This is a genomic window from Pseudoalteromonas sp. AOP31-A2-14 (assembly GCF_052378035.1).
Lineage (GTDB): Bacteria > Pseudomonadota > Gammaproteobacteria > Enterobacterales > Alteromonadaceae > Pseudoalteromonas.
In genome coordinates, this window is record NZ_JBQSXI010000001.1 from 1,777,319 (window position 1) to 1,798,611 (window position 21,293).

Annotated in this window: 16 protein-coding genes, 2 tRNA genes and 1 pseudogene; 7 read left to right on the plus strand and 12 right to left on the minus strand. The window is 38.7% G+C overall.

The features are described 5' to 3' along the window. Positions 1-117: 117 nt before the first annotated feature. The 4 genes from ACT3S9_RS08230 to ACT3S9_RS08245 form a co-directional block, all read right to left on the minus strand. Positions 118-1,356: an amidohydrolase family protein gene (locus tag ACT3S9_RS08230; RefSeq protein WP_441836406.1), complete on the minus strand. Its 1,239-nt coding sequence runs from the start codon at positions 1,354-1,356 to the stop codon at positions 118-120. A 12-nt stretch (positions 1,357-1,368) separates the two neighbouring features. After that, complete coding sequence (locus ACT3S9_RS08235) at positions 1,369-2,751, minus strand: amidohydrolase (protein WP_441836407.1); 1,383 nt, start codon at positions 2,749-2,751, stop codon at positions 1,369-1,371. A gap of 185 nt (positions 2,752-2,936) precedes the next feature. Next, positions 2,937-3,722, minus strand: a complete 786-nt coding sequence (locus ACT3S9_RS08240; RefSeq protein ID WP_441836408.1) for a hypothetical protein — start codon at positions 3,720-3,722, stop codon at positions 2,937-2,939. A 504-nt stretch (positions 3,723-4,226) separates the two neighbouring features. After that, positions 4,227-4,922 carry a DUF445 domain-containing protein gene (locus ACT3S9_RS08245; protein ID WP_441836409.1) on the minus strand — a complete coding sequence of 232 codons (696 nt, stop codon included), beginning with the start codon at positions 4,920-4,922 and terminating at the stop codon, positions 4,227-4,229. A gap of 113 nt (positions 4,923-5,035) precedes the next feature. Between ACT3S9_RS08245 and ACT3S9_RS08250 the strand changes: the two genes are divergently transcribed. Then, positions 5,036-5,896, plus strand: coding sequence for a fructosamine kinase family protein (locus tag ACT3S9_RS08250; protein ID WP_441836410.1), 861 nt, complete (start codon positions 5,036-5,038; stop codon positions 5,894-5,896). 201 nt (positions 5,897-6,097) lie between these two features. Continuing rightward, positions 6,098-6,301 (plus strand): CPXCG motif-containing cysteine-rich protein, encoded by a 204-nt coding sequence (locus ACT3S9_RS08255; protein WP_441836411.1) that lies wholly within the window; start codon positions 6,098-6,100, stop codon positions 6,299-6,301. 7 nt (positions 6,302-6,308) lie between these two features. Here ACT3S9_RS08255 and ACT3S9_RS08260 read toward each other — a convergent pair. Further along, positions 6,309-6,392, minus strand: a pseudogene (locus ACT3S9_RS08260) (riboflavin synthase); the annotation flags it as partial. An 85-nt stretch (positions 6,393-6,477) separates the two neighbouring features. Here ACT3S9_RS08260 and ACT3S9_RS08265 point away from each other — a divergent pair. After that, the gene (locus tag ACT3S9_RS08265) at positions 6,478-7,614 is read left to right on the plus strand and encodes an ISAs1 family transposase (RefSeq protein WP_008466968.1); all 1,137 of its coding nucleotides are present in this window, start codon (positions 6,478-6,480) and stop codon (positions 7,612-7,614) included. Here ACT3S9_RS08265 and ACT3S9_RS08270 read toward each other — a convergent pair. After that, positions 7,611-8,180, minus strand: a complete 570-nt coding sequence (locus ACT3S9_RS08270; protein ID WP_441834617.1) for a riboflavin synthase subunit alpha — start codon at positions 8,178-8,180, stop codon at positions 7,611-7,613. The two genes, ACT3S9_RS08265 and ACT3S9_RS08270, sit on opposite strands and share 4 nt — an antisense overlap. Before the next feature lie 125 nt (positions 8,181-8,305). Between ACT3S9_RS08270 and ACT3S9_RS08275 the strand changes: the two genes are divergently transcribed. From ACT3S9_RS08275 to ACT3S9_RS08290, 4 genes are all read left to right on the plus strand, one after another. Further along, on the plus strand, positions 8,306-9,670 hold the full coding sequence (locus ACT3S9_RS08275) for an MATE family efflux transporter (RefSeq protein ID WP_441834618.1): 1,365 nt from the start codon (positions 8,306-8,308) through the stop codon (positions 9,668-9,670). Between the two features lie 77 nt (positions 9,671-9,747). Beyond that, positions 9,748-10,740 (plus strand): DUF3080 family protein, encoded by a 993-nt coding sequence (locus ACT3S9_RS08280; RefSeq protein WP_444750881.1) that lies wholly within the window; start codon positions 9,748-9,750, stop codon positions 10,738-10,740. 110 nt (positions 10,741-10,850) lie between these two features. After that, positions 10,851-10,927: transfer RNA gene (locus tag ACT3S9_RS08285), tRNA-Val, on the plus strand. A gap of 26 nt (positions 10,928-10,953) precedes the next feature. Further along, positions 10,954-11,030, plus strand: a tRNA-Val gene (locus ACT3S9_RS08290). Between the two features lie 497 nt (positions 11,031-11,527). Here the strand turns inward: ACT3S9_RS08290 and brxL are convergent. From brxL to ACT3S9_RS08320, 6 genes are all read right to left on the minus strand, one after another. Continuing rightward, positions 11,528-13,711, minus strand: a complete 2,184-nt coding sequence (brxL, locus tag ACT3S9_RS08295; protein WP_441834620.1) for a protease Lon-related BREX system protein BrxL — start codon at positions 13,709-13,711, stop codon at positions 11,528-11,530. Between the two features lie 12 nt (positions 13,712-13,723). Beyond that, on the minus strand, positions 13,724-16,462 hold the full coding sequence (pglZ, locus tag ACT3S9_RS08300) for a BREX-1 system phosphatase PglZ type A (RefSeq protein ID WP_441834621.1): 2,739 nt from the start codon (positions 16,460-16,462) through the stop codon (positions 13,724-13,726). Positions 16,463-16,466: 4 nt separating this feature from the next. Continuing rightward, the gene (locus ACT3S9_RS08305) at positions 16,467-17,201 is read right to left on the minus strand and encodes a hypothetical protein (RefSeq protein ID WP_444750882.1); all 735 of its coding nucleotides are present in this window, start codon (positions 17,199-17,201) and stop codon (positions 16,467-16,469) included. Beyond that, positions 17,194-17,889 (minus strand): hypothetical protein, encoded by a 696-nt coding sequence (locus tag ACT3S9_RS08310; RefSeq protein ID WP_441834623.1) that lies wholly within the window; start codon positions 17,887-17,889, stop codon positions 17,194-17,196. Before ACT3S9_RS08310 ends, ACT3S9_RS08305 begins: the two co-directional genes overlap by 8 nt. Beyond that, entirely contained in the window at positions 17,886-18,530 is a 645-nt protein-coding gene (locus ACT3S9_RS08315) for a hypothetical protein (RefSeq protein ID WP_248533839.1), read from the minus strand. The genes ACT3S9_RS08310 and ACT3S9_RS08315 overlap by 4 nt, the downstream gene beginning before the upstream one ends. Positions 18,531-18,861: 331 nt before the next feature. Continuing rightward, positions 18,862-21,105 carry a nuclease domain-containing protein gene (locus ACT3S9_RS08320; protein ID WP_444750883.1) on the minus strand — a complete coding sequence of 748 codons (2,244 nt, stop codon included), beginning with the start codon at positions 21,103-21,105 and terminating at the stop codon, positions 18,862-18,864. Positions 21,106-21,293: the final 188 nt, after the last annotated feature.

The following is a 21,293-nucleotide window of genomic DNA, read 5'->3' on the forward strand; positions in this document are numbered from 1 at the left end:
GCAAGTTGAGAAAGGCGCTTACTACAAAGTAAGCGCCTTTTTATTTTAAGCTTTAAAACACAAATAATAAAAAAGGCCACATAATAATATGTGGCCTTTTTAATAAGTTATTGCTAATTACTTATTATAAGCTCTGGGCATTTCTGAGTCGCTCATATAACGCTCTCGTAATTTATCTTGGCGTGCCTCAGTTGTAACTTTTTCGCCATTAATAAACATCTGCGTAACGTGGCTATTAAGTTCAAATGGATCACTACTCCAAATGACAACATCCGCGGCTTTACCTACTTCCATCCGACCTGCGTCAATAGAAAATACATCCGCAATATTTGATGTGACCGCTTTTAATGCACCTTGCTGACTCATACCATATGAAACAGCATTACCCGCATCAAAACGTAATTGGTAGATATTATGACTTGAATCGCCACCTACCGTTAAAAGAACTTTAACACCCGCTTTTTCAAGTTCACCTGCGTTGCTAAGGCTTGCGTGTAGTGAGTCAAAGCTACCGGGTAAGTTATCCATAGCACTTAAAATAACCGGCACGTGCGCATCCGCTAACTGCTTTTTAACGACAACGGCGTCTTGTGCGCCACTAAGTACAAGATTAACACCAAACTGTTGCTTAACTTTTAATAGTTCCATAATATCAGCCGCGCGTGATACGCTAACGAGCAATGGCATTTCACCAGCAAGGACTTTAGTTAATATTTTATCTTCAGTGCTTGGGGTGTCGTCTTTTTTATCTTCTTTAGCTGACTTTTGTTGGTGCGCTTCAAGTGTGTCTATAAGTGTTTTCAACGACATAGCACGAGAACCTTTACGTTTTTCACCAAGGTGAACAACTAAGGCTGCTTGTTTTTTTGAAACACTATCAAATGATCCACTTAAATCAACTATCGCAGCTAGGCCTGCAAAAATACTATCACCACCATGAGGTGTAATTACATCACGAGTAACACCACCTTTACGCGCATAAGGAATAAGGCTTGAGTGTGCATTAAAGGCAAGGCTTGGATCAAAATCAATCCCAGCTTTGTCATCGCCACCATCACGAGAACCTGCTACAGCACTCACTTCAACTAAACCTAATTGGTTCACACTAGCAATAAAACCTGGCGTTACAATTTTACCTTCGGCGTCAACAATAGTATCTGCAGTTACTTTCTCTGGATTAATCGCGGTAATTTTACCCTCATCCATAATAATGCTGGCATTTGATAATACACCTTGCTCTGTGGATGTATGTAAAGTGGCATTAATAATAGCGATTGATTGTGCTTGTACAGCGCCTGCTGCAAATAAACCGGCGGCAACCAGTGAAAGTGAAAACGAACGTGTTAATTTTGTCATCCTAGTTACCCCTTATTGTTGACCTAACATAAAATCGCTTTGTGCTTGGTATTTTTCGTCATTACGGTCATACACTTTGGCACCATCAACGAATACTTGTTCAGCTTTTGCATACACACTAAACGGGCTTTGATTCCAAATAACAACATCGCCTTGCTTACCCGCTTCAAGTGAGCCGGTTTTATCTGCAATGCCTAACGATTTAGCCGCGTTAGAGGTGATCCACTCAATTGCATGTTGCTCTGAAATATCAAAACCATTTTCATTCGCGCGGAACATTACCTTAGCCGCTTCTTGGTTTAAGCGCTGAATAGTGGTGTCTGAGTCTGAATGCACAATCGCGCATGAGTTTTTAACAGCATCAACAATTGCTACGTTTTCTTGAACCATGTCATAGGCTTCCATTTTAAAGCCCCACCAATCTGGCCAAAGTGCTGCGCACGAGCCATTTTCAGCAAGCATATCGGCAATTTTGTACGCCTCAACCCCATGATGGAACGTCCCTGCGTGATAACCAAATTCTTTCGATAGATCAATCATCATTGCCATTTCTTCGGCTTTGTAACAATGATTGTGGATCATTACTTCACCTTCAAGAACGCCTCGTAAAGTGTCGTATTTAATATCCCGTAGTGGAACTTCAGGGTTTTCACCTGCGGCATAATCGCTGTCGTATTTATCCCATTTTCGTTTATATTCAACCGCACTAGCCCAAGCTGCACGGTACCCTGCCATGTTACCCATACGGGTTGAAGGTAACTCGCCTTTACGGCCATAAACACGTTTAGGGTTTTCGCCACAGGCCATTTTTAAACCATACGGCGCATTTGGAAACTTCATGCCTTGCATTGTATGCGCAGGTATATTTTTAAGGGTCACACCGCGACCACCAAATAAGTTAGCTGAGCCAGGTAAAATTTGTAATGAGGTGATACCGCCTTCACGAGCACGATTAAAGCCAGGATCTTGTGGCCAAATAGAATGCTCTACCCAAACCTCTGCGGTATTTGGGCTAGTCATCTCGTTACCATCTTGATGCGAGTCAACCGATGGGTTGGGATAAGCTCCTAAATGAGAATGCACATCTATAATACCCGGTGTTACCCACTTACCTTGCGCATCGATAGTGACATCGGCACTGCCTGTTAAGTCTTTACCTACTTGTTGTACTTTACCATCAACCAGTAATACATCAGCCTCGTCTAAACGCTCACCTGTACCAGTTAATACTGTGGCATTGGTAATAAGCGTAGACTTCGATTTAAGCGGTTGGTAAGTACTTGGGTATGGGTTTTTATTAATCGTTATTTTTTCATTTTGTGGGCCATTATCTTGGCAGCCGCTAAGGGCAACAGCCAATGCAGCAGCCAACATAGAAGGAGCAAATTTTTGCATATGTTATATCTCTGTTGTTTTTTTATTATTAATGTAACTGTAACTAAATACGCCCCACAATGCGATCAAACACGGTAATTCAGCATTTATATAGGACGAATGCCTTAATTTTAGGCCATTGCAAAATATAAAACCATATACTTTAAAGTAAACGCCTTGGCCGTGCTAACAAATGTAATCAAACGTTACTTTTTAATGTAGTTATTGTAAAGCTTGTCTAAGGCATCTTCTGTCGTCATCTCAGGGTCTTTATCCATAAAATGCTTTACTGTACGAGTAACAAAATCTGAGTTTTGTTTATGCTTTTTAGCAAAGTCTTTAATGAGACTATTACCGTCTTTCACTGCGGTTACTTTATCATGACGATGACGGTACTGACTGAGCGCCTTATTAAAGTTGCCGTTATAATCTTCTACTAAAATTTTATAAAAGTCGCTTTTGTGTACATTTAAATCACTGATGCAATAATTAAGAGCCTCTTTAAAGTCGTAAAAAATCATCCCTTCTACATCAAATTCTTTCGTTTTTTCACGTACTGTTACTTTCGCTTCTTCGGTCGCATAGCTAAAACCTTGAAATGCTAAGCGTTCAGCAGATTCTTTACCGAGTCTCATACCGGCTTGAATACTGTGTGCGAACTCGTCACTCATCTCACCAAGCTCACTTTCATGCCACATATTATAAACGCGAAGCGGTTTGGCATATTTTGTTGAGAGCTTTTTTTTCAACTTAATGAAACGCTCATCAATGCTCATTAGACGCTCATTATGTAATAACGCATAGCACTCATAGCATGCAGGAATGCTAACAAACTCAGCCTCTTCTCCTAAGTCAACAATACTCTGTAGCATGTGCAATGGTGGGCAATGATCGCGCTCTGTAGCTTCGCAGCCACAGTAAAAGCACTGATTAAAATTTTGCTGTTCAGTGGCATATGCATGTTGATAGTAACTTGCAAGTTTACGGCTCACAGTGTCTCCCAAACTTTTTCAAAATTATGGCCGAATAATACAGCTAAGAAATACCTAAGTCACCTCGATAATCGATGAGTTTACTAAAAGTAAAAAAACCAAAATAAAATTATCAATAAGCCAAGTAAATCCGATAAAAAACAGTCAAAACCAATAATGACCTATCATAAGGAAATCAAGCAACTCGAGTGTCGCTATACATACACTGACAACTTCAACAACCCAAGCCGCCCTGCATAGCATCACGATTACTAACTATCTAAGGCAGTAATTTAAAATGATGAAAGGTATTGTGTCTTGTAGTGAGATGAACGTGGCTTAGCTTATCAGTGGCTATGCCTTAAGAGTTAAGAACGACAGTATCTGAATTACAATCAATGATAATACACAGCAATGATGTGATCCTACCGGTTCAAAGTAAATGATGTGATAGTAAAACTAAGTAGCCTAATAGTTAGGCTACTTAGTTTTGTAGGAATGAAACATTTGAAAAATAATACAATATTAAATAATTGCCGCTATCAAACCAAATACACCTCCGAATACACCACCCCATACAACAAGCCAACCTAAGTGCTCTCTGATCATAGTTTGAATAATATTTTTAACCATCACCGGCGTTAGCTCATTAAGACGTTCATCAACCAATGTCGTGATCGTATTATAAAGCGCGTTGTCGTCGGTAGCAGAGGGTGTTAAATGCGCCGATAATAGCTGCTTAAACTGCTCTGATTGGCTTATTTCAGTCATTGAGTGCTGCATTTTTTCTATAAACGATTCGCGCATTGGTTCAAGAGCCGCAGCACCGCCCATCATAGCCAGCATGCTACCAAACTGCGACTGCTCTATCACGTCAACTAAGTTGTCAAAGGCAGGGTTTAAATCGACTTTACCGATTACTGGCGCTAAATCAATCTGCTCAGTTTGTGAGCTTAAAAATTGATTTATTTTTTCTGGCGAAAAAAACTCAGTTAAAATTAAATGTTTTATTGCTTCTTTAAAGCGTTCGAATTTTAAAGTAATCACCCCTGAGCCATATAAAAAAGGGACTTTATCAAACAGCATGTGAATAGCTAATAAGTTTGTTACCGCGCCTGAAAGCGCAAATAAGCCAACCGACAAAAGAATACTTTGTTCAAAAAAATAACCCACCGCAACACACACAGCAGCAATAAAATTAGTAACAACACTTTTATTCATTTTATAAACAAGCCTTTTAAAATATCAGGATCATTAATTTTACCTGTAAGTGTTTGTCTATTGAACTTCTTTTTGCCATAGTTTAAGTATCTGTTCAAAAGGTGTTCAATGTTATGTGGAATTGTGTCAACGAACATATTAGCCAAGCCATGCATTTTGAGTTTAAACATACAATTAAGCAGCAGCTGCAAAGTGCCAATAGTGATAAACTGTTTCAAATTAGCGATGGGACCCGTCAATACTTTGTCAAAGTAGGTTATTCACATGATCTAGAACGCTTTGAGTGCGAGGCTCACAACTTAACATTGCTGACCCAAGAAAGCCTATTTATGGTGCCCGACTGTATTACAACGGGCGTTAATATCGAATATGCCTTTATTGTTTTAGAGTGGCTTGAACTTGATAAACAACCTCACACCGATTGGCATATTATGGGCAGCCATTTAGCAAGATTACATTTAAAACATCAACAAGCGATGTTTGGCTTTGATCATGACAACTTTATTGGTCCAACTAGCCAGCCTAATCGCTGGCATAAAAAATGGGATGTATTTTTCGCTGAGGAACGTATTGGTTGGCAATTACAGTTACTGGACGAGAAAGGCATTAACTTAGTCGATAAAGATGAGTTCGTAAGCGTTATAAAAAACAAGCTGCATGGGCATATAGTAAAGCCTTCATTATTGCATGGTGATTATTGGCGCGGCAATATGGGGTTTATGCAAGGTGTGCCGAGCACTTTTGATCCAGCTTGCTATTATGGCGACAGAGAAACCGATATAGCCATGAGCGAACTATTTGGACCACTCCCTGAAGCGTTTTATATTGCCTATAATAAGCACTACCCTTTGCCTCAAGGGTACCAACAACGCAAAATAATTTACCAGCTTTATCATATTTTAAATCACGCAAACATTTTTGCCGGACACTATCTTACTGAAGCAAAACAACAAATAAACCTATTACTCAAATAATAATTTTTAGTATTCAAATAAGTGTCACAAAAAGATATTTCACACTATATTTAAAGAGCTAAAAGTATTTGTGTAGCGCTGGAAATGTTGTTACGCCAGCCGAGTAAAGTAAACATATACCCGGATACTTTGACGACAATGAAGTTACAAAATAACTTAATTAATATAGTGATCAGGCATGCCTGATTAAGGTAAAAGCTGATGAAATATCAACTATCACAACGTATTACTTGCCCTCATTGTGGGCATCATATTCATATCGCGCTTGATGCCAGTGAGGGTGATCAAGATTATATTGAAGACTGCACCGCATGCTGCAACCCAATTCACTTAAATATGCACATCGATTACGCTCGCAACAAAATAGAGCTGCATATTGACAGCGACGATGAACAAATATTTTGAATTAGCTTTAATGTTGGCTTAAATAGTTCTCAACGGTATTTATTATGGTATAGGTTTGTTGATCAACTTCTATATTCAACCGACTGCCCACCTCACACGGCAAGATCATTATAAATTGAACTTATAGAGCAAGTAGTGATCAGATCAAGGCATAATAATTACTTGGTCGCATAAATATGAGCACTACTTTTCTGAAACATTTTAATTCAATTACAGATCCTCGCATTGAACGTTGTAAAAAGCATGAACTTATCGATATTCTTCTCCTTGCTATTAGCGCTGTACTCTCTGGTGCAGAAGGATGGGAAGATATTGAAGACTTTGGGCACCTAAAGCTTGATTGGTTAAAAAAATACGGCACGTTCAACGCAGGAATTCCAAAACATGACACGATTGCTCGCGTCATGTGTCGGTTAAAAGCAAATGAAATAGAAAGGGCATTTCAATCTTGGATATCATCACTGATTGAAACTACAGGTGCAGATATCATCGCTATCGATGGCAAAACCGCACGGCGTTCATTTACCACAAAAGACAGAAAAAGTGCCTTACACACGGTCAGTGCATGGAGTTGCCAACACCAGTTAGTGCTTGGGCAGACGGCTGTTGATAATAAAACAAATGAAATCACCGCAATACCAGAATTACTCACCCTGCTCGATATTGAAAACAGTATCATTACGTTAGATGCGATGGGATGCCAACAAGAAATAGCAAAACAAATCATCCAACAAAAAGCAGATTATATTCTTGCACTTAAAGGTAATCATTCAGGCATGCAAAAGGAACTAGAAGCGTGGTGGCACAAGTGCGAGCGTGAAAGGTTAACTAAGCATAATTGTGATGAACATACCGAAATAAGCTCAGGACATGGGCGTGTTGAAACACGTACATGCCAGCAGTTACTTATAGATAAAAGCTGGCTAGGCAAGGATTATCGTTGGCCTGGCTTAACGAGTATTATTAAGGTCAGGGCTGAAGTTCATGATAAGTCGGCAGGGTCGGATACCACTGAAACACGCTGGTATATAAGTTCATTAGACTTAAATGCAGCGCAAGCACTCAATGCAGTACGCAGTCACTGGCAGGTTGAAAGCATGCATTGGATGCTTGATATGAACTTCAGAGAAGATGAATCGAGAATACGCAAACTTCAAGGGCCATTAATGTTTAATGTAATGCGAAAGATAGCCATGGCGCTTTTTAAACAAGATGCATCTAAGTCAGCAAGTATGGCGAGGAAAAAGAAAATGGCAGGGCTAGACGATGATTACCGCTCAACCCTGCTAGAGTCTGGGATTAAAATGCGCTAGCCGTGGCCCACCTCAGCAACACCAATGTTAGTGATGGACAATGTTTCAGGAATGAGGTGCAACCAAAAGCCCAATTCATCAACCTCACCTACCGTCAAGCTTGCGCCATTAATGGCTACAAAACCTTTATACAATACGTATTTTTGCCATTCAGTTGGAATCGACAATTGTATTTTACAATTACTTTGCTCATGAATAACTTGCTCTACTTTGGCGCAGCAATGAATATGCCCTGATACAATATGCCCGCCAAGCTCCGTACCAAAAGTTACCGAGCGCTCATAATTTACCTGCATTCCTTGGGCTAACTCACCTAAGTTTGTTAATTTAAGCGTTTCGTCGATCACATCAAAGTAAACATGCGCTTGATGAACTTTGATTGCGTTATCAGGAGTATTTAAGCACACTTTTACAACCGTTAAACAACATCCATTAATAGCTATACTGGCACCTAAGTTTAAGTTTTCAACATAAACTTTTTCAACTTCAAGTACTAACCTAAGGACTCCCTCATTGTGATTATTTTCAACAACCTTTGCCTGTGTTTGCACGATACCAGTAAACATAACCATTCCTAATAAAAATTAACCGCTTAAGTGTAACTGAAAAAATATCTTCATTCATCGCTAGAAGCTTTTTTTCTGGGTGTATTGAATTACAATAACGTGACTTATTCTAGTTAGTGTTTGATATGACATTTTGTAATTGGGAAGCCAAACGGCTTATCTCTTTGGCCATTCCGGTCTTTTTAGCACAAGTTACCTTAGTATTAATGTCGGTCGTTGACACGATAATGGCAGGCCAAGTCAGCGCTACGGACTTAGCCGCTCTATCGATTGCTACGGGTATTTGGAACCCAGCAATGCTTGCCCTACAAGGTATTTTATTAGCGCTGACGGGTATCATTGCACAGTTTTCAGGAGGCAATGACAAAGCCGGCATAAGCCATTATTTTCAGCAAAGTTTATACTTAACCGCTATTTTAAGTGTGATTGGTTTAGCCATCGCTTATTTAGCAAACACCGTTATTTTAAAGTTAGACACCACGCCAGCCATTGCAGAACTCGCTGATGATTATATCCATTTTGTGAAATGGGGGGTTATTGGTTTTTTAGTGTTTAGTGTCTATCGTAATGTAACCGAAGGCATGGGGATGACTAAACCCGCTTTTTACATTAGCTTAATCGGACTCGCCATTAATATTCCGGCAAATTATATTTTTATCCACGGTAAATTGGGGATGCCCCCTCTTGGCGGTGCAGGGTGCGGTATTGCAACCGCCCTGGTATTTACAGCCATGGCGATCGCACAAGTTATTTACTGCCACAACAGTAAGAAAGTCAATGCCAAAGGCTTGTTGGCCGGTTTTAAAGCGCCGCAACTACAAACCATTTGGACAATAACTAAAGTGGGTATTCCCATTTCACTAGCGACTTTTTTTGAGGTTACACTGTTTGCGTGCATTCCTTTATTTATTGCGCATTTAGGCGCTGTTGCAGTATCGGGTCATCAAGTTGCTGCTAGTGTAACTACATTGCTATTTATGATGCCCCTAAGCCTTTCTATTGCGATAAGTATACGCATTGGTAATCTATATGGCCAAGGTCACTACCAGCAGCTTAAAAACGCAATATCAACCAGCTATATTCTCGCTGTGTGTATTGCAATACTACTTGCTACGATTACCTTTATCGGTCGCCATGCTATCAGCCACCTTTATACTGACAACGAAAGCGTTATCGCCCTTGCCTCTTCAATTATGATTTTGGCGTGTATTTATCAATTGCCTGATGCACTGCAAGTTGCAGCCAACGGTATTTTGCGTGGTTTAAAACATACAACCCCAATATCTTATATTACGTTTATTTCTTATTGGTTGGTTGGTTTTGCACTCGGCTTTATACTTGCCCGTACTGACTTAATAGTACCAGCTATGGGCCCACATGGTTTTTGGGTTGGTATTATTGTTGGTTTATCTGTAGCCGCTATAATGCTTATGTACACAGTTTCAAGGCGCTTTAAACATGAATCAATCACACGCTTTATCAAGTCATAGCTAATTAAATGCTAAATAAGCGGGCGAATAAAAACAATAATTACTGTTTATCTTGTCAAAAACTGGCGAGCGTCCTTGTGTGGGTATTGGCTACTTTTATGATCAGCGCATGTAATGACAAACCAAGCGATACCTACAGCGAGTATCAGCAGCGCCTAGCAAGCACCACAGCAGTTGAACTCCCTTCTACGACTCAACTGCGCAATATTAATATTGATTACTCCAACGATAATATAGACAAGCAAACCATCAGTTTACTACAGCTGGCCCAGCTCAATCACTGCCCTTTAAATGGATTAATTGCTGCTCACAACAATCAATTAGGAAAAGTAGCCACAGTAAGTAGTAAGCTTATTTATCAAATTCGCTTTATTCAACTTGCCAATAAATGCATGGCAACCATAGAAGATAAACCCAAAATATATCAAGCATTACAAAATGCCACGGCAAATAAAAAAGCACAATTAAATGCAAATTTCACAGTCTTACTTTACCAAGAACCTGAACTTAAAAGAACGTGGCTGTTAGGTAGCTACGAAGTGGATCAGAGTCTTTCAGGTTTAGTTGAAACTGAGCAAGCATTACAACAGCTCGTTAATATTAAAAAAGCAATTAAAGCTAAAGATTATCAAAATATCGGCACAGAGCTGCTATTCCCAGCTTTAGAAGTTTTAAATAAGTTTAATTTTAATCAAGCACTTATTAGTTCAGCTAGAAGACAAATAAAACTTAATAACGACACACGCGTTTATTTACAAAATCTCAAACTTAAACGCTTTTGCGCCCCCAATAAAAATAAACAAAAAGCGAAGATCCTTAGCAATATTTTTAAAAAGTATTACCTATCACAACTACAACCCTATCAAGCACAGCTAACAGCTGCCCTAGAGCGGTTAATGCCTTTGTATAAAGCGTTGTGGCTAACATCTTCACAAAATACTCCTAGCGCTTTACACTCTTTTATAAATGATAGCCCTGATAATTTACTTTATAATTTAAAATTATCAGCCAAAGCACATGTAAAATGGTGGCAAGTATTTTATAAAACGTGTGAAATCAGCCCAATATGAATAAAAAAACGGCAAACGCACTAAAAAAACATATTCACACTTGATTCACTAAAGCACACGCTATATATTAGCGACCGTTGTTGAGCAATTAACACATCTTAATTTATGATACGACCGTAGCTCAGTTGGTTAGAGCACTACCTTGACATGGTAGGGGTCGGTGGTTCGAATCCACTCAGTCGTACCAACATTTAAGAATCCTAAAAAAATTGTACGACCGTAGCTCAGCTGGTTAGAGCGCTACCTTGACATGGTAGAGGTCGGTGGTTCGAATCCACTCGGTCGTACCAATTAAACTCTATATTTCAAACAGTTAAAAACCCTATTCAATCTATTCGTTTAATTATTCAACTAAAAATTAAATTCTTAGTTTTTTATTATTTTGTATTCAAAATTTTAAAATAACGAGAGCCAAGCCTCAAAAGATCATCCTAAAAATTCCAGTTTTTATCGATTTGTGCCCAAACTTGTGCCCAAGCGCCCAAACCACTTTTTTAGCTCTTTAATCTTCCTCAAAATTAGACCCCTACCCTTGCAAATTCACAAACCTCAAATCACAAATTCCAAACCAAAAATTTCAAATCAGGTGACCACTACCCTAATATTTTCCGTGTCATTTCATGAAATATTCTATGACCCCTATTCCATAAACTGCTTCTGTGCCTTGTTTAGGCTCCGGTGCCCACACAAGGCACAGATACACTAATTAGTTGTGTGCAGCGATCATAACCTTAATAATATGTGTAGTGGTCAAAATGACTCTACCACTACAATTGCCCCACTTACATTAATTTACCCCAAGCGCCTTATAAACAGCATCCACAGGGTCACTGTAAAAGCTTACCTGAAACTTAGTAAACGTCTCTGCTGGGACTGATGGGATGTCACTGGCTGATGCCATTGGCAGAAGTACCTTGGTTGCTCCACCTTCTAGCGCTATTTGCATACTAGATGCGAGATCTTGCACTGGATTTACCACACCACCTAATGTAATGCTGCCAAGCACAACCATAGACTCTTGTATTGGTTTATTCATTAGAACTGAACAACTAGCAATTAAAGAAGCTAAACTTGCTGTATGACTATTGCCTGAGTTTTGTAAATCAACAAAGTGCAAGTGAAATTCGTGTTCAGAAAATCGTGAAGTCGCTGCTATACGATTTAAATTACCTTTGAAATATTCAAAACCCACCCTAACCTGTTCTTTTGCTGACGTATCAGAGCCAAAACCTGAAGTAGAGTGCTTACCATTACCAGGTGTCATTTGAGTTTCAACTCTGTATAGCCCTAACTTGCCAGCTGCGCCTTCACTTACAAAATGAAGCACACCAGGGTTAGCTATTCCAGCTGGTATTAGGTTTGAACCACCTTGTTCTGGAACATTGACAAAAAATTCCTCGAGTGTTTCATTATCAATATAGCTAAAGTTAACATCAAAAAATTCCATGCCGCCTATTTTTTTCAACTGTTCTTTAATTCGGCGGCGAACTTCTAAAGCATAGGTTAAACATACCCTTACATCTTCTTTAGTATATTCCCCATGAGGTACTAATAACTTTAGTAATCCAGAAGTTGTACGACGCACACCTATTACATCTCGTTGGTTTAAGTTATTTCCTAGCTTAAAGAACTTATTAATAGAGTCTGAAAACGTTGTCTTGCGCATTTCGCGCATGTATTCAGCTAAGTAATCAGTTATTAAACCAAAGCGGTCTGTGAAGAACTCAGGGCGCATTTTAGGTATTTCCCAACCAGGAATGTATCCGTGAAAACGGTCAAAAAATGCGGCATCAATCATATCATCAGGGAATGGCGCTAAAAGGTGACTCGTTTTTACTAAAGTTTCAACGCTATGGTCAATATTACCAACAAACACCATTGACGCTTTAGCTTCTATCGAATCACGGCCACGAGAGAATGAACCTGAGGCCATATAATCTTTCATGATCTGAATACCGTCTTTATCTTTAAAACGGATTCCGGCTACTTCATCAAAGGCCACAACGTCCCACATTCCCACTAAACCAATTTGGCGAGAAGACATATTATAAAAAAGGTTAGCAACTGTAGTTTGTCCGCCCGATACCAAGAGCGAGTTAGGAGAGCACTCTTTATAAACATGCGACTTACCTGTACCACGCGGCCCAAGTTCACAAACGTTATAGTTATTTTCAACAAATGGGATCATGCGAGCAATTAAATGCCATTTAGTTCGGTGATCTAAATTAGCAGGTTCCATTCCAATTGAGCGCAGTAACATATCGATCCACTGATCCATTGTGAACTTACGTCGAGCTTGATATACCTCTTCCATATTCATAGAAGGCATTTGAATTGGCTTTAAGCTAAATACACTAAAAGGTGATACCTTCTGGCCTTCTTCATAGTAATAGCTAACTGTAATAATGCACCAAATACCGCCTGTTAAGAGTTTCTCGTTTTCTTTAACAATTTTATTTGGCACAACCGCATCTTTGATACCGATATTAGATAGACTTGCTTCGTAAATATCTTTTTTCTGGTTTAGCTTAACCGTCACTTTATCTATAACTTTATGTGTGCCTTTTTCACGAATAAGCGACTTGGCCTTTTCTGCCTCATCTGGTCGAACATAGTTTTCCGTTAATATTTTCTTAACGTTTTTCATGCCTTCATCAATTAAGTCATCTTCAGCAGCAGAGCAATACATACCTAAAAGGTATTCCAGTACGTATACAGGAACGTTAGCACCTTCTTTTAACTGCTTTGTTAGATCTTTACGTACGATACGACCTTTAAATTCATTTATCATCAGCTCGTCTAGATCAATACTTCTTAGCTCCCCACGCTCAGTAAGCACCGGTGCAGTGTCGTCTATAGGGTCTATCGTCGCGTCATTTTCATGCATATGAACATGTACATTAATTTCACGTTCTTGGTTGGCAACTTGGTTTTCTTGATTATCATTTTCTAAATTGTCTTTGGTTTCCATTTTATGCCTTCCCTAAAAAAAGTCGTCTTCAAAAGCTAAATCAATAATCACAGAGTGTGTTGTTTTTACTTTGCTCTCTGTATCTTCCATCATTAGCTTGTAGCTCACTGTGCGGTCAAAGCCGCTACCTTCTAATTTTATTTGTACGTTGCGTTTACGATCGTCCATCTTCTCTGAAGTCGATTCAAACAATACCTTTTCACGTGAACTTACCTTTTTTCCATCGGAATCTTCAATCCATATTTCTAATTCACGGGCCTTAAATTTCTCGCCTACCGGATCTGTTTGAAGGAATTTGATCCTATCGATATTAGATACTATTTTCACAGGATTATTGAGCGGAACAGCGTTTACTTTCTGCTTTGCGTGTTTCGTTTGAGCCTTTGTATCTAACTCTCTAATTTGAAGAACAGGAACACAAATTTCCTGTGGCATAATACCACCATGAATAAACTTAGCCCCACCAACAAAATTAAAACGATTACTTCCCCTTGGGATCATAAACTCAGCATCATCACCACCGTCAACATCTACGCCAGCAGTGTTAGCTAATTTGCCAGTCCAGTAATAACTGTCTGTAGGTAAGTTTGAGCCTATTACATAACGCTTTTTCGCTTCGGTTGTGCCTGCTGGTTTTGATTTAAGCGCAGTCTTATCTGAATCGGTCACGTCCGTCATTTTAAACAAAAAACCATGATCAGCGGTAATAAGTACTCTACTACCGTTTAAGCGATTAATGATACGACCAATCAATTGCTTAATTTCATCAACGGCATCGCGAGCGGCTTCAAAGGTTTGATTCTCTGTCGCTTGCTTATCGCCTATTGCATCAATCTCATCGTGATAAATATAAACTACCTGAGTATCACGTACTTTGTCTCGGCCTTCTTGATTTGTCCAGTTAAGAACCTCATCCGCTTTAAATGCAACACCACCGTGCTTTTCAAGGATTTTATGGCGGTTTTCATGCCCATGCACAGACATGCCATCAGCTTTATATTCTGGCTTAGTGCCAAGGTGAGCTGTCAGCTTCTGATGAGGTAACAAACTACCCATGCCCAGTTGAGTGTAAGAAGGTACAACGCCTAACTGAGACTTAATCTCAGACTTAAAGCGTTTTTCATCATTAATCTGCTGGTGAATATCATGCGCTACCTCGTATCGAAGTGCATCGGAGATGATGACAAAAACTCGTTTAGTTTGAGTTTTATTTAATACACCTTTAACTTCTTCACGGAAGAAGTCTTGCTGATTGTTTATTCCAGCTAGGCTCCAATTATCCAGTAAGTTTTCATCATCAACTAACTTACCCCAAACAATCGCTAAATCATGCAAGTACCAATCAACATATAAGTGCTCAATATCTTCAACAAGACCTGTTGCTTTTAAAATATCAGAGCCGTTTTTACTAATTTCAATCGAGTTTTCACTAAAAATACGATACGCATGGTCAAACTTATAAAGCTCTGTTTCATAAGCTTTGTAAAGGCTCCTTGCACTTTCAAAAGCCAAACCATCAATATGCTTTTCTTTTAAGTCATAAAACTCTTTAGCGGCTCTTAATGCCGTATAAATAGCCGCATAGTTAGCACTATCTTTATGTGATCCTGGTGAGCACCAATGGCTGCGTAATTTTTTCGAAACCCATTCATTAATTTCAACAGCGTTATATGCAGGTAAATCCGTTGCTAACGATTTAATTAACTGCTGATCCGCTTCAACAAAGGTTTCAACATGTATCAGCTCCGACGGATGTTTAAACTCGGCAAGTTTATTCTTAATCTCTAGCTCTTGGGCAACCTCAAATGCCATAACATTATATGAATTCGATAACGTTCTGCTCTCTCGCCAAGACGACACAAAGTTAACCACAGATGCACGTTTAGAAGCCGCATTCAATAGCAACTCTTTTACGCTCTTTGGCAGTGCCGTTGTTTCTTCATCACTCAAGCTCATCGGTAAAGTGTGTGCTGAAAGGCTTGAGGCAAAACTAGTGGCTTGAACAGTAACGCCAGACGACTGCAACGCTTGGTAGCAATCAGTGACTAATAACTTAGTTAATAAGTCTTTAAATATAACGAGTTGAGTACTATTGGCTTTATCATCTATCCATAAACATTTGGCGACAAAACCAAACTCTTCAACAGCTAACAGCCAAAACACTTTACCAAGCTCAAATTTATTTAATTCAGATAGCAACTCACCTGCTTTTTCTGGCTGCTCTGCATACAACTTAATTAACTGATATAAAGCCGCAGTAAAAGAAACCGTTTCTACCTTAGCGATAACAGCAATCATCGAAAGCTCTAATGTTTGTTTATCTGCACCCTCTGGTAGTAACCGCTTTAGCTTGTTATAACGCTGCTGGTTTCCAAAAAACTTCTTATAGCGACTTATGTCTTGGCGAAACTCCATTCTCATACCTAGCTCATTCAATATCATCGAGCTTGAATCAGCATAAAACCGCTCTGCGTATAAGCGAATATCATATAGCCAATCGCGTGATGGCTCGTTTTGCGGTTTATTGCTATACAGCAAGAACTTTGAGCTTGTTTCTTTTAGTTCAATACGTTGCTTTATTTCAAAATGTGAACACGCATCAAGCTCAATAAGCTCTACATCATTGCTATTAAGTTCGTCGTTTATTGATGGCAACTGTTCTTTAAATTCGACATCTTCATCTTGCCAAAATACCAATCGGCACTTTTCAAACTTGGCTAATACACCTTGTTTTATTTGTTCTAGGTTCATTAGATTACCCCTTGTTAGTCAGGTTGAAATAATTACAATTTCCAGACAAAACAGTGCAATTTAAATTTGCAGCGCCAATAAAGTCTTTGATAGCGATAACTGAGCTATCATCTTCCGTCTGCACTTGCTGCTTCGCCAATAAACTTAGCTGAAGCTCTGATGTTAACTCAGCCCAGAAACCATCAGATGCAACTACTAAAGATTGCTCTTTTGCGATATTAAATTGGAAAAGCTCGGGGTTATATTTTTTTCGCATATTTAAAGAACGGGTCAAAATATGCCTTTCAGGTAGTAACTTCATTGAGTCTATAAAACTTTCACCAAAAGGATTGGCGCCAGTATGAACAGGAGAAAGCCAAATTATCTCATCCCTCACAGTGCCTATACGTGAGTCACCTACGGTATACCCCCACACATTGCCGGATTCATATGAAACAAAACACGTAATTAAGCTTGCTACTCCAGATTTGAACGACTGCTGTAACTCAATAATGACTTGTTGAAATACTTCAAGAAAAAGACTGGGTTCTGCAACACTTTCATTAGTGACCCGCTCTAAAATTAAGCCATTAAGTTGCTCTACAAAGCTTGCACAATTAAGCGATGAACTTGTTGAAACATCCAATAAATAAACCAACACTCCACAATCAAGTTCGAAAAGCCCAACAAAGTCTCTATTGGTCTCACGAGCACTACCTTGTTGTGAATAACAATCTATATCCATTACTCTGCTATCCATTGTCAGCAACGCCTTCTAGCCTTTCAAAAATCACCTTTTCTCTATCTAAATCACCATTTGTTAGGCTTTGAATCGCATACTCAAAATTGGAATCTTCTATTAGTAAAAATAATTGCTTTGAGATATAACTCTTCAAAGCCGCTGAAGCACTATTTATTTCTTCTACGATTTCCTCTCGGCCATCAAAAATATTAAGCAAATCTTCTATATCATGGCTAGATAAGCAATCTCCATTGCCACGCCCCAAGTAAGCTTCAATTTTTGTCGCAATAAAGTATTCCGGCGCAACAAGTTTGATCGTCAACTGATCAGTCAATTGATAATCTTGGGCCGTATCTACGGCATCTCTATACCACTTATTTGTAAAGCCGAGTGTTTTCTCATCCACAGGCATAAAATCAACTTTAAGCTCACCTAACAGCATACGGCACATGACTTCTTCACCCATATCTATGCTAAAGCCGTGCTCTTTTAATTGATCTTGTAAACTCGTCCAAGCAGGATACCCTACTACATCAACGATTAAGTCAACATCATCGGTATACCTAATTTGCTCTTTGGTGAAATCGTCTGTAATCAAAAGTCCTGTAGTACAGCCTCCCACAAACACAACTTCTTGAATCAATTGCTCACCAAGTGCTTCTGCTACTTTTGTTAGCATCTGCTTTTGTAAATTTATCGTTTTCATATTGTTGTCTTAAATAGTTGCTGTAAGGTTTCTAAAGCAAAGTTCCGTTCTCTAGGATTACCTAGTCTAATCGCGTCTGTTAACGCAAGGTATGCATACATTCTTGGATCTTTGCGAACAGCTTGAAAAACTTTGGGATGTAAAGGCTCTATAGTTAAACCCTTTGACTTGCCCTTGGCATAAGGCCAAACGGGTGAGAAATCGCCAGATGTCATTAACCTTCCTTGTAGCACAGGAGCAGCAATAGAGGTTGCAATTCCACGCGTTAATACTCCCTCTTTGGCAGGGAATACGTACCTAATACCATAAGCAAGGAACTCCAATAGTGCTTTAACATTTGTTTTAGGCACCGCTAGTTTTCTATCAAGCTTAACTAGCCCAACTTCAGTCATACGCTTTAAGCTCAAGTTGACTTGAGATTTACTAATTCCCGTATCACTTTCTAAAGATCGCATTGAAAAACGACGCTCAATATACTCATCGATTAAACTAGGTTCTTCAAAGTATACCTCCTCGCCATCACTCCAATCATCAAATTGCCAACTGATTTTTAATAATTCGCTTTCAACGGAGTTTTCGCCAAATAGCTCAGTGTGAAGGGACACTAACTTCAGCAACACGACGATATCTTGACTTTTCATTTTTATTTCCTTTTACTGTCCTCAGTCCTAGGACTGAGGACAGTATCCTTTAAACAATTTAAACATGTCAAGAATATTTACATGAAATACAAATAATCCCTTTTCCTAGCTTCGTATATATTACTTCACCGACTTCCCGTGGATAGTTTTTACGTTGTCGAAAGCAATTGCTATACGCTTTTCACACAATGACTTAATTGCTCGTCGCAAAACTCCACTAACTTCGCATATAAATTATTGCAAGCACTGATAAATGCTATTGTTTTTAAGCGATTACCAAACAATAACTCATCTTGATATAAGACTCCTTGAAACCTGTAACCAGTTATCATTAAAAATGCTCCGAACAGGCAGGACATTGAATATTAATAGGCTCTAAAGCCTCAATAGAATGATAATTCCAATAATCGCCGTTTTTAATTAATCTAGTTCTACATTCGCCATTAGAGCAATAGCTATAAATGGTGAAATGCTTACAATCATTACAAGTCGCCCACCATACTTTATCATTGTTACCTTGCGAATAATTTAAGTCGGTGCCACCACATTGAATACAAAACCCGGTTGAATCCGTAAGTGTAATAGGATGCTGTTTATTAAGTTTGTTATTCTCAACCCCATATTGTAAACACATACCTACAAGCCTTTGTAATTCATCCAGGTAACTGACCGTATCGATAGGAGAAAGCTTAATTGCACCATATTTATGATACTGTTGCTCACGCATAGTATCGTCCCAATCAAACATGGTTATCTCACCTAAAAAGCTATGCTGTGCCCAAGATTGCGGGTTAATTGCGACAGGTACAGCGTCATTTGAAGGGTGTAATACAAAAACGCCATTTTGACCCTTCTCTGAGTAATCTTTATCAAAATAAAGATGCTTTATAACTTGGCTAATACCACCATGTTTGGGGTCATTAATGTCTTGATAAAACTTTGCGTCAAATACAAAAGACCTACTATTAACTCGTCCGTTATCGCCTTGTGCATTAACTTCAAGTAAAAAGTCTGGTGTACGCTTATTACTTAATACTTTCTCGTACCATAAGGTAATACCTCGACCTGCTGCTTTATTTGTAAAAGATATAGAAATGTCTTTTTCATTATTTAATACTGACGCAATAAGTTTTTCTTTCCAGCCTTTTTCTGGCTGATATCTAAATTTAAATATCAACACTTTAAAAAACTGCAATAAGCACCATCTTTCATAAAGAGACGATATATTTATTAACTTCAGATTGTCAGACTTTTGAATTGCCTCAAATACATTATCTTCATTAAAACCAGAAAAATTAATTATGCTCTTATATGCTTTATTAGCATTACTGTAAGTTCGGTTTTGAATGAAGGTCATAGATGAAGGAAAATTGCCCGTCACGCCTATTCCTAATCGTTCAAATTTTACTTGTAGCGATTTTAAAGCTTGAATAAATGGCACAAAATATTGGGTTAAACGATCAGCTATATCTACTTTTGCTCTGAGTCTAGTATGCATTTCCTGTAGTGAGGCAAGTTCACGCTGCTGAGCTGTTTTTTCATTTTGTCGCAGTGGCCTCTTCCAACCGTTTTTCGCTAACGTTTCTGCCTCTGCTTCCATACTATTAATTTTATTGGTGAGCTTTTCAAATTTATCGCTTCCAAGTAAATCTATGCGGTTTAGCCCTCTTATGTTTATTTCGATAACAGACTTCCCTCTTCGGGTTCTCTTATCATATTGCCAATTACCCACAATCCGATATACACAGCCAATCTCAACAGGAACCATGACACTAAATAAAACCAGATTATAACCATCTAAGCCGTTTAACTTCCCATCATGCCAAGGCTTATTCGCAGAACTTTTAATCTTTGCAAAAAAACGATTTTTACTATCACCAAACTGACCTGTTAAATGAACAAACAATTCCTTGTTAGCGGTTAAATTATCTTTTGAAAGGCTTTTATTGAAATTACCTAACCTTGACTGCATCTGCTTGCGTTGTTCTTTTAATCGACTTATAGCATTTGTTACCGCATCAGCATTAACCAAAACATACTGACTAAACCTATCAATACGAGATTGATAACTTTTTACTTTTCGAGAGTCAGTATCATATTGTTGCTGAGCAATATTCTTAATAACCCCTAACATAAATACGGTTTGCTTTAACATAAAGTGTGCATACCGATTCTCTGCATTATCAGTAGTTGATGTTGCCATTCGGCCACTATAACTTTTAGCATAGGGGTTTTTTATGTATTCAATAAAGGTTTTATTAGTTGGCCTAACTCTTCCCCTTGGCTGCGGAGATAATGTTTCAATTAAATCGACTTTAGGATTCGCCACAATCGCGGTGATAGACTCAACAAAGGTATCTAACGTTTTAAAAATATCTTCATTTAAAACTAAATTATCAAGTTTACCTCTGCTGGTAAGATAGCTTTCATCATCGAGTAATAACTCTGAAAAATCGAGCTTAAAGTCAGATAAATATCGGTCAAGCTGTTCATAAGTAAAAGTAGAGGCTGCAACTCTTAGCTCTAATTCTTCAGCGCCTAAACTTAAAATAACCGAACCAACACCCGTTAGCATTCTCGACTGCCATTGGTTTCGGTCATTATCCCATTTGTCTTTTTCAACCCACCAAGTTAACCCTGTTTTAAAATCAACAACAGGCTGTAGCGGTAGCTTATCGGTTCCATTAATAATAAAAGGGGTAAACTCAACACTATTGAGCGGCCTAACAGCAAACTGCCCAAATTCACTTTTGTCATCGTTTA